At 65.5% G+C, this 18,668-nt stretch carries 19 protein-coding genes; 8 read left to right on the plus strand and 11 right to left on the minus strand.

Annotation, left to right across the window (positions count from 1 at the left end; translation table 11 throughout):
• Positions 1 to 45 precede the first annotated feature (45 nt).
• Together WDM24_RS11020 and pdxH are read right to left on the minus strand one after the other, a co-directional pair.
• Entirely contained in the window at positions 46 to 798 is a 753-nt protein-coding gene (locus WDM24_RS11020; RefSeq protein WP_029081398.1) for an SDR family NAD(P)-dependent oxidoreductase, read from the minus strand.
• 21 nt (positions 799 to 819) lie between these two features.
• Positions 820 to 1,461: a pyridoxamine 5'-phosphate oxidase gene (gene pdxH, locus WDM24_RS11025; RefSeq protein WP_166298222.1), complete on the minus strand. Its 642-nt coding sequence runs from the start codon at positions 1,459 to 1,461 to the stop codon at positions 820 to 822.
• Between the two features lie 108 nt (positions 1,462 to 1,569).
• Between pdxH and WDM24_RS11030 the strand changes: the two genes are divergently transcribed.
• Positions 1,570 to 1,977: an RT0821/Lpp0805 family surface protein gene (locus WDM24_RS11030; RefSeq protein WP_338831211.1), complete on the plus strand. Its 408-nt coding sequence runs from the start codon at positions 1,570 to 1,572 to the stop codon at positions 1,975 to 1,977.
• 134 nt (positions 1,978 to 2,111) lie between these two features.
• Positions 2,112 to 3,071: a J domain-containing protein gene (locus WDM24_RS11035; RefSeq protein WP_338831212.1), complete on the plus strand. Its 960-nt coding sequence runs from the start codon at positions 2,112 to 2,114 to the stop codon at positions 3,069 to 3,071.
• Positions 3,072 to 3,462: 391 nt separating this feature from the next.
• On the opposite strand, the gene WDM24_RS11040 is transcribed toward WDM24_RS11035, so the two are convergent.
• Together WDM24_RS11040 and WDM24_RS11045 are read right to left on the minus strand one after the other, a co-directional pair.
• The gene (locus WDM24_RS11040; RefSeq protein ID WP_338697530.1) at positions 3,463 to 4,227 is read right to left on the minus strand and encodes an anti-sigma factor; all 765 of its coding nucleotides are present in this window, start codon (positions 4,225 to 4,227) and stop codon (positions 3,463 to 3,465) included.
• 66 nt (positions 4,228 to 4,293) lie between these two features.
• Entirely contained in the window at positions 4,294 to 4,782 is a 489-nt protein-coding gene (locus WDM24_RS11045; RefSeq protein WP_338831213.1) for a sigma-70 family RNA polymerase sigma factor, read from the minus strand.
• A gap of 174 nt (positions 4,783 to 4,956) precedes the next feature.
• Between WDM24_RS11045 and WDM24_RS11050 the strand changes: the two genes are divergently transcribed.
• From WDM24_RS11050 to WDM24_RS11065, 4 genes are all read left to right on the plus strand, one after another.
• Positions 4,957 to 5,556 (plus strand): histidine phosphatase family protein, encoded by a 600-nt coding sequence (locus WDM24_RS11050; protein WP_166298217.1) that lies wholly within the window; start codon positions 4,957 to 4,959, stop codon positions 5,554 to 5,556.
• Positions 5,557 to 5,711: 155 nt separating this feature from the next.
• Positions 5,712 to 6,800 carry a chorismate synthase gene (gene aroC / locus WDM24_RS11055; protein ID WP_338831214.1) on the plus strand — a complete coding sequence of 363 codons (1,089 nt, stop codon included), beginning with the start codon at positions 5,712 to 5,714 and terminating at the stop codon, positions 6,798 to 6,800.
• A gap of 45 nt (positions 6,801 to 6,845) precedes the next feature.
• Positions 6,846 to 8,039: an adenylate/guanylate cyclase domain-containing protein gene (locus tag WDM24_RS11060; protein ID WP_338831215.1), complete on the plus strand. Its 1,194-nt coding sequence runs from the start codon at positions 6,846 to 6,848 to the stop codon at positions 8,037 to 8,039.
• A 140-nt stretch (positions 8,040 to 8,179) separates the two neighbouring features.
• Positions 8,180 to 9,043, plus strand: coding sequence for a DMT family transporter (locus tag WDM24_RS11065; protein ID WP_338831217.1), 864 nt, complete (start codon positions 8,180 to 8,182; stop codon positions 9,041 to 9,043).
• A gap of 30 nt (positions 9,044 to 9,073) precedes the next feature.
• On the opposite strand, the gene clpS is transcribed toward WDM24_RS11065, so the two are convergent.
• The gene (gene clpS, locus WDM24_RS11070; RefSeq protein WP_338697541.1) at positions 9,074 to 9,379 is read right to left on the minus strand and encodes an ATP-dependent Clp protease adapter ClpS; all 306 of its coding nucleotides are present in this window, start codon (positions 9,377 to 9,379) and stop codon (positions 9,074 to 9,076) included.
• 234 nt (positions 9,380 to 9,613) lie between these two features.
• Here clpS and WDM24_RS11075 point away from each other — a divergent pair, with 234 nt between their 5' ends.
• Positions 9,614 to 10,462 carry a DUF1194 domain-containing protein gene (locus WDM24_RS11075; RefSeq protein WP_029081387.1) on the plus strand — a complete coding sequence of 283 codons (849 nt, stop codon included), beginning with the start codon at positions 9,614 to 9,616 and terminating at the stop codon, positions 10,460 to 10,462.
• 336 nt (positions 10,463 to 10,798) lie between these two features.
• The gene (locus tag WDM24_RS11080) at positions 10,799 to 11,764 is read left to right on the plus strand and encodes an IS110 family transposase (RefSeq protein WP_338828278.1); all 966 of its coding nucleotides are present in this window, start codon (positions 10,799 to 10,801) and stop codon (positions 11,762 to 11,764) included.
• A gap of 247 nt (positions 11,765 to 12,011) precedes the next feature.
• Here WDM24_RS11080 and WDM24_RS11085 read toward each other — a convergent pair whose 3' ends face one another.
• From WDM24_RS11085 to WDM24_RS11110, 6 genes are all read right to left on the minus strand, one after another.
• Positions 12,012 to 13,253 carry a class I SAM-dependent RNA methyltransferase gene (locus WDM24_RS11085; protein ID WP_338831218.1) on the minus strand — a complete coding sequence of 414 codons (1,242 nt, stop codon included), beginning with the start codon at positions 13,251 to 13,253 and terminating at the stop codon, positions 12,012 to 12,014.
• Positions 13,246 to 14,019 carry a TlyA family RNA methyltransferase gene (locus WDM24_RS11090; protein WP_338831219.1) on the minus strand — a complete coding sequence of 258 codons (774 nt, stop codon included), beginning with the start codon at positions 14,017 to 14,019 and terminating at the stop codon, positions 13,246 to 13,248. The genes WDM24_RS11085 and WDM24_RS11090 overlap by 8 nt, the downstream gene beginning before the upstream one ends.
• The gene (locus WDM24_RS11095; protein ID WP_338831220.1) at positions 14,016 to 14,579 is read right to left on the minus strand and encodes a nucleoside 2-deoxyribosyltransferase; all 564 of its coding nucleotides are present in this window, start codon (positions 14,577 to 14,579) and stop codon (positions 14,016 to 14,018) included. The genes WDM24_RS11090 and WDM24_RS11095 overlap by 4 nt, the downstream gene beginning before the upstream one ends.
• 156 nt (positions 14,580 to 14,735) lie before the next feature.
• A complete protein-coding gene (dxs, locus tag WDM24_RS11100) occupies positions 14,736 to 16,664 on the minus strand; it encodes a 1-deoxy-D-xylulose-5-phosphate synthase (RefSeq protein ID WP_338831221.1) in 1,929 nt (642 codons plus the stop codon).
• A gap of 541 nt (positions 16,665 to 17,205) precedes the next feature.
• Entirely contained in the window at positions 17,206 to 17,457 is a 252-nt protein-coding gene (locus WDM24_RS11105) for an exodeoxyribonuclease VII small subunit (protein ID WP_166203093.1), read from the minus strand.
• Positions 17,458 to 17,585: 128 nt separating this feature from the next.
• Positions 17,586 to 18,512 (minus strand): histone deacetylase family protein, encoded by a 927-nt coding sequence (locus tag WDM24_RS11110; RefSeq protein WP_338831222.1) that lies wholly within the window; start codon positions 18,510 to 18,512, stop codon positions 17,586 to 17,588.
• Positions 18,513 to 18,668: the final 156 nt, after the last annotated feature.

The following is an 18,668-nucleotide window of genomic DNA, read 5'->3' on the forward strand; positions in this document are numbered from 1 at the left end:
ATCGCCTCGAAACTTCCTTCGCCAAAATAACGGCTCATCCCAAGCTCAGACGTGCTGACCACCGTTAATGTGGATTTCCGCACCGTTCACGTAAGAGCTGGTCTCCGTACAGAGAACGTAAATGATCTTGGCGACCTCGTCCGGCGTGCCGAGGCGATGCATCGGGATTTGCTGGTCGACGATCTTCTCGGTGCCCGGTGACAGGATCGAGGTGTCGATCTCGCCCGGTGCGATCGAATTGACGCGGACGCCGACGCGGCCGAAATCGGATGCCATTTCCCGCGTCAATGATGCCAGTGCGGCTTTCGAGGTCGCATAGGCTACGCCGGCGAACGGATGCACGCGCGAGCCTGCGATCGAGGTGACGTTCACCACCGCGCCCCTGGCGTGCTTGAGCTCGTCGATCAGTCCACGGGCCAGCATAATCGGCGCGAAGAAGTTGACGCGGAACACGTGCAGCCATGTCTCGATATCGGTGTCCATGGTCCCGAGCCGCGCGCCGCCCGCCCCCTTTGGCGAGATCGCGGCGTTGTTGACGAGCGCGTGCAACTCGTCGTTCACCAACCGCTTGCGGATCTCGGAGATGGCGCGAACCGTGTCGTCATGATCGCCGAAATCGACCTCGATGTGATCTTCCGGTCCCGCGCCCCAGGGGCAGACTTCCGGAAATGCATGCCGTGAGCAGGTGATGACGCGCCAGCCGGCGGAAGCAAACCGGATCGCGGTGGCGTGGCCGATGCCGCGGCTGGCACCGGTAAGGAGCAGGGTACGGCGCGGCGCGTTGGAAGGAGGGGACATGGTGTCTTTCAGGCTGTCGTATCAAGGATAGAGCCGCACCTTCGACCAGGCGCTGCCGGCGCCGTCGCGGCGGAATTCGATGCGGTCGTGCAGGCGGAACGGGCGGTCGTGCCAGAACTCGAAGCGCTGCGGCGTGATCCGCCAGCCGCTCCAGCCCGGCGGACGCGGCACCTCGCCGATCACGTATTTCGCGCCGGTCTTGGCGATCGCCTGCTCGAAGGCGAAGCGGCTCTCCAGGGGCTGCGACTGCTTGCTGGCCCAAGCGCCGATCTGCGCCTGTTTCGGCCTTGTGGCGAAATAGGCGTCGGCCTCGGCATCGGTCACCGGCGCGACCGGCCCCCGTATGCGCACCTGACGGCGCAAAGATTTCCAGTGGAATAGTAAAGCGGCCTTAGGATTTGCGGCCAATTCGCGGCCCTTGGCGCTCGCAATGTGGCTGTAGAACACGAAACCGTCGGCGTCGAAGCCCTTCATCAGCACCATCCGCACGTCCGGCAGTCCGTCGGCGTCGACGGTCGCGAGCGCCATCGCGTTCGGATCGTTCGGCTCGGACTTGACCGCTTCCGCAAACCATTCGCCGAACAGGGCAAACGGCTCCTCCGCCGCGGTGAAATCACCCGATGTTAACGGTGTCGGGTGTTTGATGGAGGTCGTGTCGGTCATGTCAGGAGTCCCGATTTGCATCCGCCCGCGTCCGAGAGCGCGCTACTGGCCCTATATAGGGCATGGGGGCGCGTTGGCCTATCGGCGATCCACCCCGCGGGCGCGGCGGTGACATTGATTCTGATCGGCGTTGGCGCCAGCGGCTGCAGCCTGTCGCGCAGCGATGCTTTCGCCAAGATGGACGACAAGGATGTGACTGGCTCGATCAACCCGACCCAGGTCAGCGCGGCGATGCCGACCGAGAGCGATCTTGCCTTCGCCCGCAATGCGGCTTCCGACGTGCTGACCAAGGGCGACAAGGATTCCAGCCAGTCCTGGGAAAACCCTGAGACGGGTGCGCGCGGCTCGGTGACGCCGCTGGCCCAGGCCTATTCGGGCGAGGACGGCAAGACGTGCCGGGACTTCCTCGCGAGCTATGTCAATGGAGTCACCGAGAGCTGGCTACAGGGTGCCGCCTGCAAGGGTGGACAAGGACGGTGGGAAATCCATAACCTGAAGCCGTGGAGAAAGTCCTGAGAGGTCCGGCAGAAGCCGGCCGATAATGGACGGGCGCTAGTTGCAAAAATGCCACTGAGCCCCCACATGAAGGTAAAGTGGGCCCCGATGGGTTCCATCCAGGACTGATTTTTCCCGTGAAGGAGACGTGACGGATGCGCGACCCCTATGAGGTCTTGGGGGTGCAGCGGAGCGCCAGCGCTGCGACGATCAAGAGCGCCTATCGCAAGCTCGCCAAGAAGCATCACCCTGACAACAACAAGAACGACCCGAAGGCGGCCGCCCGCTTTGCGGAGATCAACACGGCCAATGAGATCGTCGGCGACGAGGACAAGCGCAAGCAGTTCGACCGCGGCGAGATCGATGCCGAAGGCAAGCCGCGCTTCCAGGGTTTCCCAGGCGGCGGCGCCGGTGGCCGTACCGGTCCGGGCGGCTTCGAATACAGCTTCCGCGGCGGACCCGGCGGCGGCGTGGGTGGCGGCAGCTTCGAGGACATCCTCAACAGCATGTTCGGCAACGCCGCGCGCGGCGGCGGTGGCGGCCGTGCGGGGCGGTCCAGTCCGTTCGAGTTTGAGGGCGGCGGGGTCGGGGTCGACCTCGATCTTTCGGTCGCCATGACGGTGTCGCTGGAGGAGTCGGTCAGGGGCGGCGACAAGCGCGTCCGCCTGCCGACCGGCCGCGAGCTCAACGTCAAGATTCCGCCGGGCGTGACCGCCGGGCAGCAGATCCGGCTGAAGGGCCAGGGCGAGACCGCACAGGGCCACCCGCCCGGCGATCTGCTGATCACGATCTCGATCGCGCCGCATCCGTTCTTCAAGATCGACGGCAACGATCTCAGGATCGATCTGCCGGTGACGCTCTACGAGGCGGTGCTGGGCGGCAAGGTCCGGGTGCCGACGCTCGGCAGCGCGGTCGAACTGTCGATCCCGAAAAACACCTCCAGCGGCCGCACCTTCCGCCTCAAGGGCAAGGGGCTGTCGAAGGCGGGTGTATCAGGCGATCTCTACGTCACGACCCGGATCATACTTCCCGACGGGAACGATGCCGAGCTTGAGGCATTGATGCAGACGTGGCGGGATCGAAACCCCTATAATCCGCGCAGCGATCTCGGCTGACCGCCGATAACGCGCCCCAACGACGCGACGAAGACGCGAAACTGCACCTACCCCGGACTCTATCGGGGTAGACGCGGGCGTTGCGAGCGGGTCAAACAATGACCGGCCGCCGGAGGTCCGGGTTCTGCGGCGTGCAGACCGGATGGCGGAAAAGGAGTGCGGCCTCGAGAGGGGGACCAGCGCGGTACCAAACCCCAATCGAGGCCGCGTGCGCCGATCGGCGGATCGGGCGCAGATCATCTTCGCGTGAATATCCGGTGCGATAATGAGACGCCGCAATGACGCGAATCGAAATTTTCAATGTCGGAATTGGGACGCCGAGTGAGGCCGGATTCACTTTCCCGCCATGACGCAGTTTGCGCGGAAATTTCTTCCGTAGAATTACGGAAGATCAGCCGCCGCTCTTCTCCATCTGATCGTAGACGGCCTGCGCGACCTGGGTCAGGCGGCTGCGGTCGGTGCCGCCGCTGACGACATAGGCGACGCCGCGATCGGCCCAGAACAGCGCGCCGTCGCTGCCCTGGACGGCATAGCGCATCTGGGTCGCATCGGTCTTCGCCTTGGCGGTGTAGACCGTGAAGCGCTCGCCGGACGTGCTCTCGTACATCAGGAACGACGCCGGCCCGCTCGGCCCGGGCAGCAGGCGGCCGCCGACCAGCTTCAGCCCAGTGAGCTCCGGCGCGCGGACGTCCCAGCCGCAGCGCTTGGTCAGCCATTGCTGCAGGTGGTCGCGTTCGCTGCCGGGCACCTCGACCGGGTGACGGACCTCGACCACGTAGAGCCGGTGCGCATCGAGCGCATCGACCGTGAAGCTCTGGAAGGCCGACGGCGTCGCCGCGGCGCCGTGCGCGATCCAGCCGACGCCGCCGCCGGCGATGAAGGCGGCCAGCGTTGCCGCCACCGCGCCATAGACCCAGCGGCGCGGCTGGCGCACCAGCCGCTCGAGCTCGAGCCGATTCGGCACCGCCTCGTCCAGCACGGTGTCGTAGCGCGCATGCAGCCTCTCGGCCATCGCGCGCCATGACTGCACCCGCGCCGCGTCGTCAGGATGCGTGGCGAGCCACGCCTCGACATCCCCGCGGCGTTCGGCCGGCAGCTCGTTGTCGACGTAAGCGTGCAGCTCGTCTTCGGTGACGGGGATGTTCGGGTCGGTCATATCATTCGTCTCTGCCAAATCTTGTTCGAAAATCGTTCATCGTAACACCTGCTGTTGCGCAGCCTATCATTTCACCCGCCTGAGCGTCGGGCGCTGGCCCTCGATCGATGCCCGGACATGGGCGCGGGCGCGGGCGAGGCGGGACATCACCGTGCCGATCGGCACGCCCTGGATGTCGGCGACCTCCCGGTAGCTCATCCCCTCCAGCATCACGAGCAGCAGTACCGAGCGCTGCTCCTCGACCAGCGTCGACAGCGCGCGCTCGATGTCGCGTCCCTCGGCCTCGGTGCCGCTGGCGTCGGCATTGTTGTCGAGCAGCGGCATGAAGGCCGGCCGCCGCGCGAGCGAGCGCCGGCGGTTCTTGTTCAAATTGGTCAGGATCGTGTAGAGCCAGCTCCTGACGTCGCCGCCAAGAAACAGCCGCTCCGAGCGCAGCGCCCGCACCAGCGTGTCCTGCACCAGATCGTCGGCGATATCCGAGTCACGCACCAGCGCGCGCGCATAGCGGCGGAGCGCCGGGATCATGGCTTCGACACTTTGACGAAACGCGGTCATGCATCCCAGTCTTCGATGGTCGCGGCGCTAGCCGCCTCATCAAATATAACACCCTAACGTCGCGGCTATTCCGGTTGCGCCGATCTGCATGCATAGCGCCTCAGCTGCGGCCGATTTGGGCTTGTCGCCAGCCGAAGTGCTGGTGTACCTCCGGACCGGAAATATTCGAAGCGAATGCCGGTGCCAACGATCTACTACATCCGCCACGGCGAGACCGCATGGAATGCCGAAGGCCGGCTTCAGGGCGTGCAGGACATCGGCCTCAACGAGCGCGGCCGTGCCCAGGCGGCGCATGCCGGGCGCATCCTCGCCGATCTGCTGGCACGCGACGGCCGTGACAAGACGACGCTGCCGTTCGTCGCAAGCCCGCTGATCCGGGCGCGCGCGACCATGGAGCTGGTCCGCGCCGAGCTCGGCCTGCCGCCCGGCGACTACGCCCTCGACGCGCGGCTGCGCGAGATCGGCTACGGGACATGGGAAGGCTCGACGCTGGCGCAGGCGCAGGCCGCCGACCCCGCCGTGTATGCCCGCCGCCTGGCCGAGAAGTGGACGGTGTCGCCATCCGGCGGCGAGAGCTATGTCGACGTGCAGGTGCGGATGACCGAGTGGTACCGCTCGGTGACCTCAGACACGGTCGCGGTTGCCCATGGCGGCACGGCGCGGGCGCTGATGGTGGCGCTCGGCTTCGAGACCCCGGCCTCGGCCGCGGACCTCGCTATCGAGCAGGGCGCGGTCTACGTGTTCGGCGCAGCGGGCCTGCAGAAGTATAGTTAAGGTAGGCCGTCATTCCGGGGCGGTCCGCAGGACCGAACCTCAGATGCGCAATTGCGCATCGGGGAATCTCGAGATTCCGGGTTCGATGCTTTGCATCGCCCCGGAATGACGGCTTAGCTGTTTGACCCCGCTGCCTGCGCGCGTTACGACACGCCATGTCCTTCAATACGTTCGGCCATATGTTCCGCGTCACGACCTTCGGCGAGAGCCATGGGGTTGCGATCGGCTGCGTGGTGGATGGCTGCCCGCCGCTGATCCCTCTCACGGTGGAGGAGATCCAGCACGACCTCGACCGCCGCCGGCCCGGCCAGTCGCGCTTCACCACCCAGCGCCAGGAGCCGGATGCGGTGAGGATCCTGTCCGGCGTGATGGCGCATCCGGAGAGCGGGGTGCAGGTCACGACCGGCACGCCGATCGCGCTGTTGATCGAGAACACCGACCAGCGCTCCAAGGACTATTCCGAGATCAAGGACAAGTTCCGGCCAGGGCACGCCGACTTCACCTATGAAGCGAAATACGGCCTGCGCGACTATCGCGGCGGCGGCCGCTCTTCCGCGCGCGAGACCGCGACCCGCGTCGCCGCCGGCGCGATCGCGCGAAAAGTCCTGCCCGAGGTCAAGGTGCGCGGCGCGCTGGTGCAGATGGGCCCGCACAAGATCGACCGCGAGAAGTGGGACTGGGACGAGATCGCCAACAACCCGTTCTTCTGTCCCGACAAGGACAAGGCGGCGTTCTTCGAAAGCTATCTCGACGGCATCAGGAAAAGCGGGTCCTCGATCGGCGCCGTCATCGAGGTCGTTGCCGAGGGCGTGCCGGCGGGCCTCGGCGCGCCGATCTATGCCAAGCTCGACAGCGACCTGGCATCCGCGATGATGAGCATCAACGCGGTTAAGGGCGTCGAGATCGGTGCCGGCTTCGGCGCCGCCGAGCTCACTGGCGAAGAGAACGCCGACGAGATGCGGACCGGCAACAACGGCACGCGTTTCCTGTCCAACCATGCCGGCGGCGTGCTCGGCGGCATCTCGACCGGCCAGCCGGTGGTGGTGCGCTTTGCGGTCAAGCCGACCTCCTCGATCCTGACCACGCGCCGCACCGTGGACCGCAAGGGCGCCGATACCGACATCCTGACCAAGGGCCGCCACGACCCCTGCGTCGGCATCCGCGCGGTGCCGGTCGGCGAGGCCATGATGGCCTGCGTACTGGCCGATCATTTTCTGCGCGACCGCGGGCAGACCGGGCGCTGATCCCCTATATAGTGGCGGTCGCCAGATCGCCCCGGGGAATTGCCAATGAATGCGTCGGAGCTACGGGACATCATCGAATGGATGATCGGTGGCGCGCGGTCGGCGCCGACCCCGCCGCAGATGATGGCGGAATGCTGCGAACGCCTGGTGCGCGCCGGCCTGCCGTTGTGGCGGGTCGGCGTCTTCGTGCGCACGCTGCATCCCGAAATCTACGGCCGCCATTTCTTCTGGACGCCTGGCGCGGAGGTCGAAACCGGCACCGTCGATCACAACATTCTGGACTCCCCGGAATTTGCCGTCAGCCCGCTGTCGATCGTGTTCAGGCAGGGACTTGAAGTGCGCGCGCGGCTCGACGACCCCGCCAGCGCACGCTTTCCGATCGTCGTGGACCTGCAGGCGGAGGGCGTCACCGACTATGTCGCGATGCCGCTGGTTTACACCGACGGCTTCGTCAATGCGTCGAGCTGGACCACCAGGCAGCCGGGCGGCTTCACCGAGGAGCAGCTCGATGCGATCCGCTCGATCACCGTGCCGCTGGCGCGCTACATCGAGATTGTGACGCTGCGCCGCACCGCCACGCTGTTGCTCGACACCTATGTCGGCAACCGGGCCGGCGAGCGCATCATGGGCGGCCAGATCCGGCGCGGCCACGCCGACACGATGGACGCCGCGATCTGGCTGTCCGACCTGCGCGGCTTCACAGCGCTGTCGGACCGCTTGCCGTCCGAGACGGTGGTGGAGATCCTCAACCTCTACTTCGACTGCCAGGTCACCGCGATCCGCGACCATGGCGGCGAAGTGCTCAAATTCATGGGCGACGGCCTGCTCGCGGTGTTCCCGGTCGATGAATATCTCGGCGACGAGGTGCAGGTCTGCTCGCGCGTGCTGGACGCCGCGCGCGCATCCCGCGCCGGCGTCGAGGCGCTGCAATTCGCCAACGGCGATGCGGTCGAGCGCTTCCGCTTCGGCGTCGCACTGCATCTCGGCCGCGTGCTCTACGGCAATATCGGCGGCGGCAACCGGCTCGACTTCACCTGCATCGGTCCGGCGGTCAATCTCGCCGCGCGGCTGGAGAAGATTGCCGGCCGTCTCGGCCGCACCGTCGTGGCCTCCGAGCGCTTCGCTGGCATCTGCGACGGCGGCTGGAGCGATCTCGGCGAGTTTCCGATTTCGGGATTTGCCAAGGCCGAACGGGTCTACGGCCTGTTCGACGAGGCGCCACGCGCGGCCGCCGGCTAATGCATGATCCGGAAAAGTGCGACGCGGTTTTCCCTCGCGACAAACGCGGGACGCGTTTGCGCGGAGATCATGCGCAAAGAAGGAGCTAAGGCGCGATGATGATTCAATCTTGTCTCATCGCGCTTTAGCGGCAGTGCGACGTGACTGACAACGACGCGCAGCATCGCACCGGGATTGCGCTGGTCGTTGCTGCCGCGGCGGCCTGGAGCACCGCGCCGTTCTTCACCCGGCTGCTGCACTTCGATTCCTGGACCATCCTGTTCTGGCGCGGGCTGTTCGGCGGCGGCGCGATCGCGCTGTTCCTGCTCGCCACGCAGGGCTGGCGCGGCGCGCGCGATCTCGTCGTGATGCCCGCGCGCGGATGGCTGGTGGCCGGCCTCTCAACCCTGGGCATGGTGACGTTCATTCCGGCGCTGCAACTGACCAGCGTCGCCAATGTCGCGATCATTGTCGCGATGCAGCCGTTTGCGGCGGCCGCGATCGCCTGGCTGTGGCTCGGCGAGCGGGCGCGCCCCGGCACATTGCTGGCAAGCCTCGTCGCCCTCGCGGGCGTTGCCGTCACCGTCAGCGGCGCCGGGGATATCACGGACTACCGGGGCATCGGCCTTGCATGCATCATGGCGCTGGCGATCGCGCTGATGACGGTGACGATCCGCCGGCACAAGGGCACCCCGATGGTCGCCGCCGCGGCGCTCTCGAATGTTCTCGGTAGCGTCGTGAGCCTTCCATTCGCGCAGGGCATCGGCGCGGTCACCGGCGCCGATCTCGACGTGCTTGCGATGTTCGGGGCATGCCAGGTGGGTCTCGGTCTCACCCTGTTTACGATCGGCTCCAGATTCCTGCCATCCGGGCAGGCCTCGCTGATCGCCACCCTCGAAACCCCGCTGATGCCGTTCTGGGTGTGGCTGGCGTTTGCCGAGGTGCCGTCGCTCCGCGCCCTCATTGGCGGCGCGCTGGTGATGGGAGCCGTCGTCGCCGATATTGTGGCTAGCCAGCGGACGTAGCTCGCGCGGCCGGCGGAACGGTGATTACAGCTACTCTTCCGGCTCGGTGGTGAACAGCAGTGGATAGCCCTTGGCGCGGCCGGCGTCGGTGGCGCGCGTCGCCTTGGTCTCGGCGACGTCCCTGGTGAACACAGCGACCACGCAGACGCCGCGCTGATGCGCGGTCAGCATCACCTTGTAGGCCTGGTCGTCGGTCATCCGGAATTCGCCCTTCAGGATGGTGACGACGAATTCGCGCGGCGTGTAGTCGTCGTTGACCAGGATCACCTTGTGCAGGCGTGGCCGCTCGACCTTGGTCTTTGTCCTGGTTTTCGGCTTGACGACGGTATCGGGCATCGCCCGGCACTCCCTCGCGATTACTCCGTAAGAATACCGTCTTCCGGCGCGCCTTGGAACCGGTCGAATTGCACGGCGTCATTGCGGCAACGGCACGGCGCGTTTTGTCTCATTCGAGATAGGTGATGTCTAACCTGCAAGTGACTAACCTGAATGTGAAGGACAAATGATATCAGCGCTTTTCGCCGCCGGATTTGCGTGTCACCATGACACCCATACGACGGGAGGGCCGCAATGCGCTGGTATGTCTCGATCGGAGCGGTGCTTGTCGCGGGCATGCTGGCCAGCGGCGATGTGGCCGGTGTTGCCGCGCCGGGCCCGGGACCACAGACCGGCCGGCTGGCCGAAAAGGAATCCACACCGAGCGTCGACATCGAGCTGATCATCGCGGTCGACGTCTCCTATTCGATGGACATGGACGAACTCGCGATCCAGCGCGAGGGCTATGCGCAGGCGATCGTCTCCAAGGATTTCCTGCAGGCGCTGAAGGCCGGGCCGAACGGCAAGATCTCGATCACCTATTTCGAATGGGCCGCTTCCAATGACCAGAAGGTCATCATTCCCTGGCGGGTGATCGACGGCCCTGAATCCGCCGATGCGGTCGCCGCCGAGATCATGAAGACGCCGGTGCGCCGCGCCTCGCGCACCTCGATCTCGGGCGCGATCTATTTCGCAATCCCGATGTTCGACGAGAATCCGCATCGCGGCCTGCGCCGCGTGATCGATATTTCCGGCGACGGGCCCAACAACAACGGCGCGCCGATCACGCCCGCGCGCGATGCGGCGCTTGACAAGGGCATCGTCATCAACGGGTTGCCGATCATGGTGAAGGAGCCGTCCTACTCGACGATGGATATCGAGAATCTCGACCTGTACTACGAGGATTGCGTGATCGGCGGGCCGGGCTCTTTCGTGGTGACGATCAAGGACCGCGAGAAGTTCAAGGAGGCGATCCGCACCAAGCTGCTGCTCGAAGTCGCCGGCCGCACCCCGGAGCGCCCGATCGTGCGGACCGCCGAGAAGGAGCCGCGGGTCAGTTGCACGATCGGCGAGAAGATCTGGCAGGACCGCTGGGGGCGGTGAGGGCTCGTTTTGTGATCTCGTAGGATGAGTTAGCGACCTGTTCGCCGAAGCTCGAAGAGCGAAGGCGGAAGCGAAACCCATCATTCTCGTTCCGCTGCGATGGGTTTCGCTGCGCTCTACCCATCCTTGTATTAGCGCGCTGGGTTAGACTGGCCTCGTTCCGTGAGGAATGGCCCAGCTCGGGTGGCCGCCCGGGCTGGGCCGCTGATCGATCGGATCGATACCCATCGAAGCCTTGAAGGCTGTTATTCGTAGCAAGATCGCGATCGGCACTTCATCGGGACCCGCATGGTTGAACGAACTTTAGGTTCGCATCACAAGGGAGGGTCGAGGAAGATGGCCAAGCGTATCACAATCTGTGCCGGAATCGATATTGGCAAACGGAAGCTCGACGTGGCGCTCGACGACGGCTCGGAGCAGCTGCAGGTGGAGAACACGGCGGAAGGTTACAAGACGCTGTTGGAGTGGCTTGGGCGCCATAAGGTCAGGCGAATTGGGATCGAGGCGAGCGGTGGCTATGAGCAGCCGGTCGTCGTCGAGCTGCGGCGCAAGCGGTTTGTCGTCGTGGTGTTCCAGCCGGCGCAAGTGCGTGCCTATGCCAAATACCGCGGGCAGCGTGCCAAGAACGATCGGATCGATGCCGCGCTGATCGCCGCATGCACCGCTGCGGTCAAGAAGATCCACCCGGCACCCGATGCAAGATTGCCGCCCTTGGCCGGGCATCTGACGCTGATCGATCAGATCGGAGAAGATATCGCGCGGTTCAAGAACCGGCTCGAGAGCTGCCGCGACGCGCGTATCCAAAAGCTCTGGAAGGACGACATCGCCCGTCTGGCCAAGCGCGAACGAGTCGAGTTCAAGGCTCTGGTGGCAGCGATCCGCAAGCAGCACGATCTCGCCGCTCGGCTCGACCTGATCTACAGCGTCGGTGGGGCCGGGCTGCCGACTGCGGTCTCCGTCCTGGTCCGGATGCCCGAGATCGGCCAGGTCAGCCGCGAGCAGGCCGCAGCACTTGCGGGCCTTGCGCCTTATGACGACGACAGCGGCGAACACATCGGCGCTCGTCACATCGACGGTGGACGCAAACGTCTGCGCCATGCGCTCTATGCTGCGGCGCTGGCGGCGTCTTTCCGCTGGAATCCGCAGCTCATGGCCCTGTACAAACGATTGATCGCCGCCGGCAAAGGCCACAAGCGTGCCCTGATCGCCTGCGCCAGGAAGTTGCTCATCTTCATCAACACCGTGGTGGCCCGAGCGACCCCTTGGCAAGCTCACTTGCCAGTCGTCGCCCCGGCGACCTGAAGCGTTTCTTTGTTCGATCGGGGCACCGTTTCTTCGTCCCGACCTGCCGTCACAAGGACGCCGCGCACAGCGGCCGTCAAGGATGGCCGTCGCTCAAATGCTGCCACATCCCACCCTCGACAGGCCACGCCTTGATGGCCGCGAGCACGGCGTCAGTCTCAACGGCGATCGGGCAATTCAATCGCACACAACCGAAAGAGCTAATGGTTGCTACGGTTCTGCCGATATCTCGCCTCTCGTTCGCAGATCAGCGCGCAAACCGCGCCACCAACTCGACATGCGGCGTATGGCGGAACTGATCGACCGGGGTGACGGCCGTCATCTTGTAACCGCCATCGATCAGGATCTTCGCGTCGCGCGCAAAGGTTGCGGCATTGCAGGAGACCGCGACGATCACCGGCACCTTGCTCGCTGCCAGCTGGGTGACCTGCGCCTGCGCGCCCTGCCGCGGTGGATCGAACACCAGGGCATCGAAGTCGCGCAATTCCTGCGGCATCAAAGGGCGGCGGAACAGGTCGCGCGCCTCGGCCTTGAGCGGCTTCAACCCCGATGTGGATTGCGCGGCCTTCTGCAGCGCGGTGATCGCGCCGGCATCGTTGTCGAAGGCCGCGATCCGCGCCTTCTCCGCGAGGCGAAGCGCGAACGGGCCGACGCCGCAGAACAGATCGGCGATGTGCTTGGCGCGTCCGCAATGCTCGCGAATCAGCGCCGCAAGCGTCTCCTCGCCCTTGACGGTCGCCTGAAGGAACGAGCCCGGCGGCAGCACCACCTTCACCTTGCCGATTGCAACCTCCGGCGAGCCGCGCTGCAGCACCAGCTCGCTTTGCCGCGTCAGCCGCGCCAGCCGATGTTTCTCCGCGACGCGCGACAGCGTGGTGATCAGGCTCGTCGGCAGCGCGCCGGAGCCGCGCACGTCGATGTCGAGGCCGTTTAGCGTTGCGGTGACCTGGATGTCGAGCGGTTTGCCAATCGAGATCAGCGGCTCGGCGACCGCCCAGGCCGCCTCGAGCGCGCCATCGAGCGCCGGATCGAGGATCGGACAGCGATCCACCGGGATGATGTCGTGCGAACCGGAAGCGGCGAAGCCGACCTTCAGCCCCCCATGGGTGCCCATCCGCCCGTGCAGCGTGATGCGGCGGCGGCCCGCGCCATAGGCATCGAGCAGCGGCGCGACCTCGGCCGAAACTCTCGCCTGCGCCAGCGTCTCGACCACGATGTTGCGCTTCCAGGCCTGGTAGGGCGCGTCGTTCCAGTGCTGGATCGCGCAGCCGCCGCAGACGCCGAAATGCGGACAGAACGGCGCGATGCGCTCGGGGCTTGCGCGCGCCACCCGCAGCAGCCGCCGCCGGTCGGGATGCTGACCGGGGACGTCCTCGACTTCGACCGTTTCGCCGCCGAGCGTGTAGGGCACGAAGATCGACTGCGAGCCGTCGATCGCGACGCCGTCGCCGCGGTGGCCGACATGGTCGATGGTGATGAGCTCAGCCACGGCGCGCGCCGAGGAAGAATTCGATATTGCCGTCGCCACCGGTGATCGAGGACGGAAACACCTGGATGTCGGTGCAGCCGAGCGAAGCGGCAAAGGCTGCGATATCGTCGCAGATCTCCTGGTGCACCATCGCGTTGCGGATGACGCCGCGCTTGGCGTGTTTGCGCGCTGCCTCGAATTGCGGCTTGATCAGCGCCAGGAGATGCATTGGTGCTGCCGCCAGCGACAGCGCCACCGGCAGCACCAGCTTCAGCGAGATGAAGCTGACATCGATCACGACGATGTCGGGCCGCGCCGGCAGGCGCTTGCCCTCGAAGCTCCTGATGTCGGTCGCCTCCATGGAGACGATCTTCGGATGGCCCTGCAGCGAGGGATGCAGCTGGCCGTGGCCGACGTCGATGGCGAACACCAGGCTCGCGCCATTGGCGAGCAGCACTTCGGTGAAGCCGCCGGTCGAGGCGCCGACATCGAGGCAGACATGGCCCTCGATATCGATCGGATAATGCTCGAGCGCGCCGGCGAGCTTGACGCCGCCGCGCGAGACATAGGGATGCGCCGGCTCGGCCGTGAGTGTGGCACCGGGCGCGACGATCTCGGACGCTTTTGCAATCGGCTTGCCGTCGGCGGTGACGAGGCCGGCGTCGATCGCGGCGCGCGCCCGCGCCCGGCTTTCGAACAGGCCGCGTTCGACCAGCAGCACGTCGATGCGCTTGCCGGCGGATGCGTCGTTGTCGTTGTCGCCCGGCTTGGTCACTTGTTTGGTCACTTGGCGCCCTGACGGCGCTGCGTGGCGGCAAGCCGCACGCAGGCCTCGAAGGAGGTGAGGTCGTGCCAGAGATCGGCCGACGGCTCGCGCGGCGTCACCAGCGGACTGCCGTGCAGATCGAGCGCGTGCATCATCATCAGATTATCAGGCAATCCAAACTCTTCCACCGTCAGCCCCTCCGTGTCGATCAGGCGTCCGTCGGATGCCGGCACGACCTGGCTCAGCCGCGCCACGCGATTGGCGTAGGACGTGGGATCGTTCGAATAGGCGAGACACAGTTTGCCGCGTCCCGCCATGTAGCCGAGTTCGTAGACGGTGCCTGCGTCGGCACTGGGGCCGCGAAACGGCGTCAAATTGGCGATGATGGCGTCGGCAGACTCCATCATCGCCTCGTTGCTCTTGAAGATGGTGAGAGAGGCGCCGGCGGCAGTGGGATCGATGCTGTTGTCGAGCGGATACAGCCCGGTCAGCCCGTGATAGGCGCAAACCTCCGCCTTGCGGCGGCCGATCTCCACGGCATCCGGCAGGAACACGTCAGGACCTGCCAGATAGATTTTCATGGACTTGCCGGGGATGAGATCGACTTGAAACCTCTCCCATAGGGAGAGGTCGCGCCGGAGGCGCGGGTGAGGGGTTATGCTCGTTCATGGGACCTCACCCCCTCACCCGGATCGCTCACGCGATCCGACCTCTCCCTGCGGGGAGAGGTGGAACGATTACGCGAGCTTGACGGTCTCGGTCTTGTAGTCCTTGCCGAGGGTTTCGAACACCTTGGCAACGATGCTCTTGGCGTCGAGACCCGCGCGGGCATACATCGCCGCCGGCGAGTCGTGGTCGAGGAACACGTCGGGCAAAATCATCGAGCGGAACTTCAGCATGCCGCTATCGAGCATGGCGTTGTCAGACAGGAACTGCATGACATGCGAGCCGAAGCCGCCGATCGAGCCTTCCTCGATGGTGATCAGGATATCATGCTCGCGCGCGAGCTTCATGATCATCTCCTCATCGAGCGGCTTCATGAAGCGCGCGTCCGCGATCGTGGCGGAGAGGCCGTGGGCGGCGAGCTCGTCGGCCGCCTTCTCGCACTCGGCGAGGCGGGTGCCGAACGACAGCAGCGCGACCTTCTTGCCTTCGCGGATGATGCGGCCCTTGCCGATCGGCAGGGGAACGCCGACTTCCGGCATCTCGACGCCGCGGCCTTCGCCGCGCGGATAGCGCAGCGCGCTCGGACGATCGTTGATCGCAACCTGCGTCGCCACCATGTGGACCATTTCCGCCTCGTCGGAGGCGGCCATGATCACGAAGTTCGGAAGGCAGCCGAGATAGGCATTGTCGAACGAGCCGGCGTGGGTCGCGCCGTCGGCGCCGACCAGGCCGGCGCGGTCGATCGCGAAGCGGACCGGCAGGCTCTGGATCGCGACGTCGTGGACCACCTGGTCATAGCCGCGCTGCAGGAAGGTCGAGTAGATCGCGCAGAACGGCTTGTAGCCTTCGGTGGCGAGGCCGGCGGCGAAGGTCACCGCGTGCTGCTCGGCGATGCCGACGTCGAAGGTGCGGTCCGGGAACGCCTTGTTGAAGATGTCGACGCCGGTGCCGGACGGCATCGCCGCGGTGATGGCGACGATCTTGTCGTCCTTCTGCGCTTCCTTGACGAGGCTCTGGCCGAACACGTTCTGGTAGGCCGGCGCATTCGGCTTGGCCTTGGCCTGGGTGCCGGTGGCGACGTCGAACTTGACGACGGCGTGGTACTTGTCGGCGGAGGCCTCGGCCGGGCCGTAGCCCTTGCCCTTCTGGGTCACGACGTGAACCAGGATCGGCCCGGTCTCCATGTCGCGGACGTTCTTCAGAACCGGCAGCAGATGGTCGAGATTGTGACCGTCGATCGGGCCGACATAATAGAAGCCGAGCTCCTCGAACAGCGTGCCGCCGTCCATCATGAAGCCGCGGGAATATTCCTCGACGCGGTTGGCGCGGTTGGCGAGGATCTTGGGCAGGCGCTTGTTGATTTGCTTGGCCGCCTCGCGCAGCGAGCGGTAGGTCTTGCCGGAATAGAGCCGCGACAGATAGGCGCTCATCGCGCCGACCGGCGGGGCGATCGACATGTCGTTGTCGTTGAGGATCACGATCAGGCGCGAATTCATCGCACCCGCATTGTTCATGGCTTCATAGGCCATGCCCGCCGACATCGCGCCGTCGCCGATCACCGCGATCACGTTGTTCTTGCCGCCCGAGAGATCGCGCGCCACGGCCATGCCGAGGCCGGCCGAAATCGAGGTCGAGGAGTGTGCGGCGCCGAACGGATCGTAGTCGCTCTCGGTGCGCTTGGTGAAGCCGGAGAGGCCGCCGCCGGTGCGCAGCGTGCGGATGCGGTCGCGGCGTCCGGTCAGGATCTTGTGCGGGTAGGCCTGGTGGCCGACGTCCCAGATCAGGCGGTCGCGCGGGGTGTCGAAGATGTAGTGGATGGCGGTGGTCAGCTCGACCACGCCGAGGCCTGCGCCGAAATGGCCGCCGGTCACCGACACCGCGTCGATGGTTTCCTGGCGCAGCTCGTCGGCGACTTGCCGCACCTGCTCGACCTTCAGCTTGCGCAGGTCATCCGGCGTGTGAATCGTGTCAAGAAGCGGCGTTTTACTAAATGTGGTCACAGCGAATTTCCAATTTTTGCCTGTCGGAACGAACGGCCCGACGCGAGATGGGTTGGCGCGCTCACCGCGCAGCGAATGCCAGACACTGGGTGCCGCCCCGGCAGGCCGTGCCTGGTTGTCAGCCTAGATTCACTCCGGATTGGACCACGTGATATGCATCACCTTGGTCGCTGTTCACCCGTCCCGGTTCAGTTTTATCGAACCATTTGAGTTGCTTGCCGCCCGAATAATTCGGGCCGCCCGCCACCCTCAAATGCCCATAGAACTGGAAGCATTACACCAAAGCCGCGGTCAAAGCCAACCCGCTAGGGGCGCTGGGTTCCTATGCCTTCTACCGAAAAAGCCAGACTTTTCAATGCTAGAGGCCGCAGGCGGGTTCCAATCCGCCCATTTTTGCGGCAGCCGGCCGGCCCGGATCGGGCAGATTCGTGACAGCACCGGACCGCTGCGGTCGTCCCGCGGCGGGGTCAATTGCCGGAAATACGGAGCAACAATTGTCCGCTGTCGCGGACATCCTGTCGCAGGATCGCGATGGGCGGCGCTACTGCACGTCGAGCGGCTCGGTGCCGGTCGGCTGGCCCGAGGCGTCGGTGGTGATCTTGTCGACGCGGGCTTCGGCCTGGCGCAGCAACTCCTCGCAGCGCCGCTTCAGCTGTTCGCCGCGCTCATAGATCGCGACCGATTCCTCAAGCGGGACCTTGCCGTCCTCGAGCCGCTTGACGATCGATTCGAGTTCCTCGATCGCGCGCTCAAAGGAGAGTTTCTTGACGTCCGCCTGGGTGTTTTCGGCCATTCTTTGCGTTCCTGATTGCGCCGATCAGATCGCAACCTGATCTTGTTCGTCCGGGCATGACCTGTCGCAGGCATGCTCGCCCCGGCGCAGAATCAATCGAATTTTTGCGGGCGTATTGTGGCGGGTATTTAGACGCCCATCAATGCGGTGACGTGAGATGCCACCGACTCTTTCAGGCCCTGCAGGTCGTAGCCGCCCTCCAGCACCGAGACCACGCGGCCGCCGGCGCTCTTGTCGGCCACATCCATCAGCTTGCGCGTGACCCAGCCGAAATCCTCGCCGGTCAGGTTGATCGAGGCCAAGGGATCGCGGTGATGCGCGTCGAAGCCCGCCGAGATGACGACGAGTTCGGGGGAAAACTTCTCGAGCTGCGGCAGGATCAGGTTCTCGAAGGCTGCGCGGAACCTGGCACCGCCGTCGCCGGGCGCCAGCGGCGCGTTGACAACGGTGTCGTGCTCGCCGCGCTCGCCGGCGGCGCCAGTGCCGGGGAACAGCGGCATCTGGTGCGTCGAGCAATACATCACGGTGGGATCGGCCCAGAAGATGTCCTGCGTGCCGTTGCCGTGATGGACGTCGAAATCGATGATCGCGGCGCGCTTGATGCCGTATTTGCGCTGCGCGTGGCGCGCGGCGATCGCGACATTGTCGAAGAAGCAGAACCCCATCGGCGTCGATTTCTCGGCGTGATGGCCGGGCGGGCGCACCGCGACGAAGGCGTTCTGGTGGGCGCCGGTCATCACCGCATCGGTGGCGGCGACCGCCCCGCCGACGCCGCGCATCACGGCTTCCCAGGTGCCGGGCGACATCGAGGTGTCGCCGTCGATATAAATCATGCCCGAGGTCGGCGCGATGTGGCGCAGCTCGCCGACATAATGCTCGCCATGACAGAGCAGCACGGTGTCGAGGTCGCCTTCGGGCGCGAGATCGCGCACCAGCGCCTTGAAGCGGTCTTCGCCGAGCACCTCGGCCACCGCGCGCAGCCGGTCGGGGCGTTCCGGATGTCCTGGAGGGGTCAAATGGTCGAAGCAGGCGGTGTGCGTCAGAAGCAGTGTCATGCAAATTCCCGGCGCAATGGAGGCGCGTGCGAGGAGGGTCTAATTTAGGCGGTTACCGGCTCGCCGGAAAGGGCCGCGTTTGATCTTGCGGTTCCGTTGCTCGTTCTTCGAGAATCCTGCCAAGGCTTCCTATTAGAGGCCGCTCGGCTGATCCCC

It is taken from the genome of Bradyrhizobium sp. 27S5 (assembly GCF_037217225.1).
Classification (GTDB): domain Bacteria; phylum Pseudomonadota; class Alphaproteobacteria; order Rhizobiales; family Xanthobacteraceae; genus Bradyrhizobium; species Bradyrhizobium septentrionale.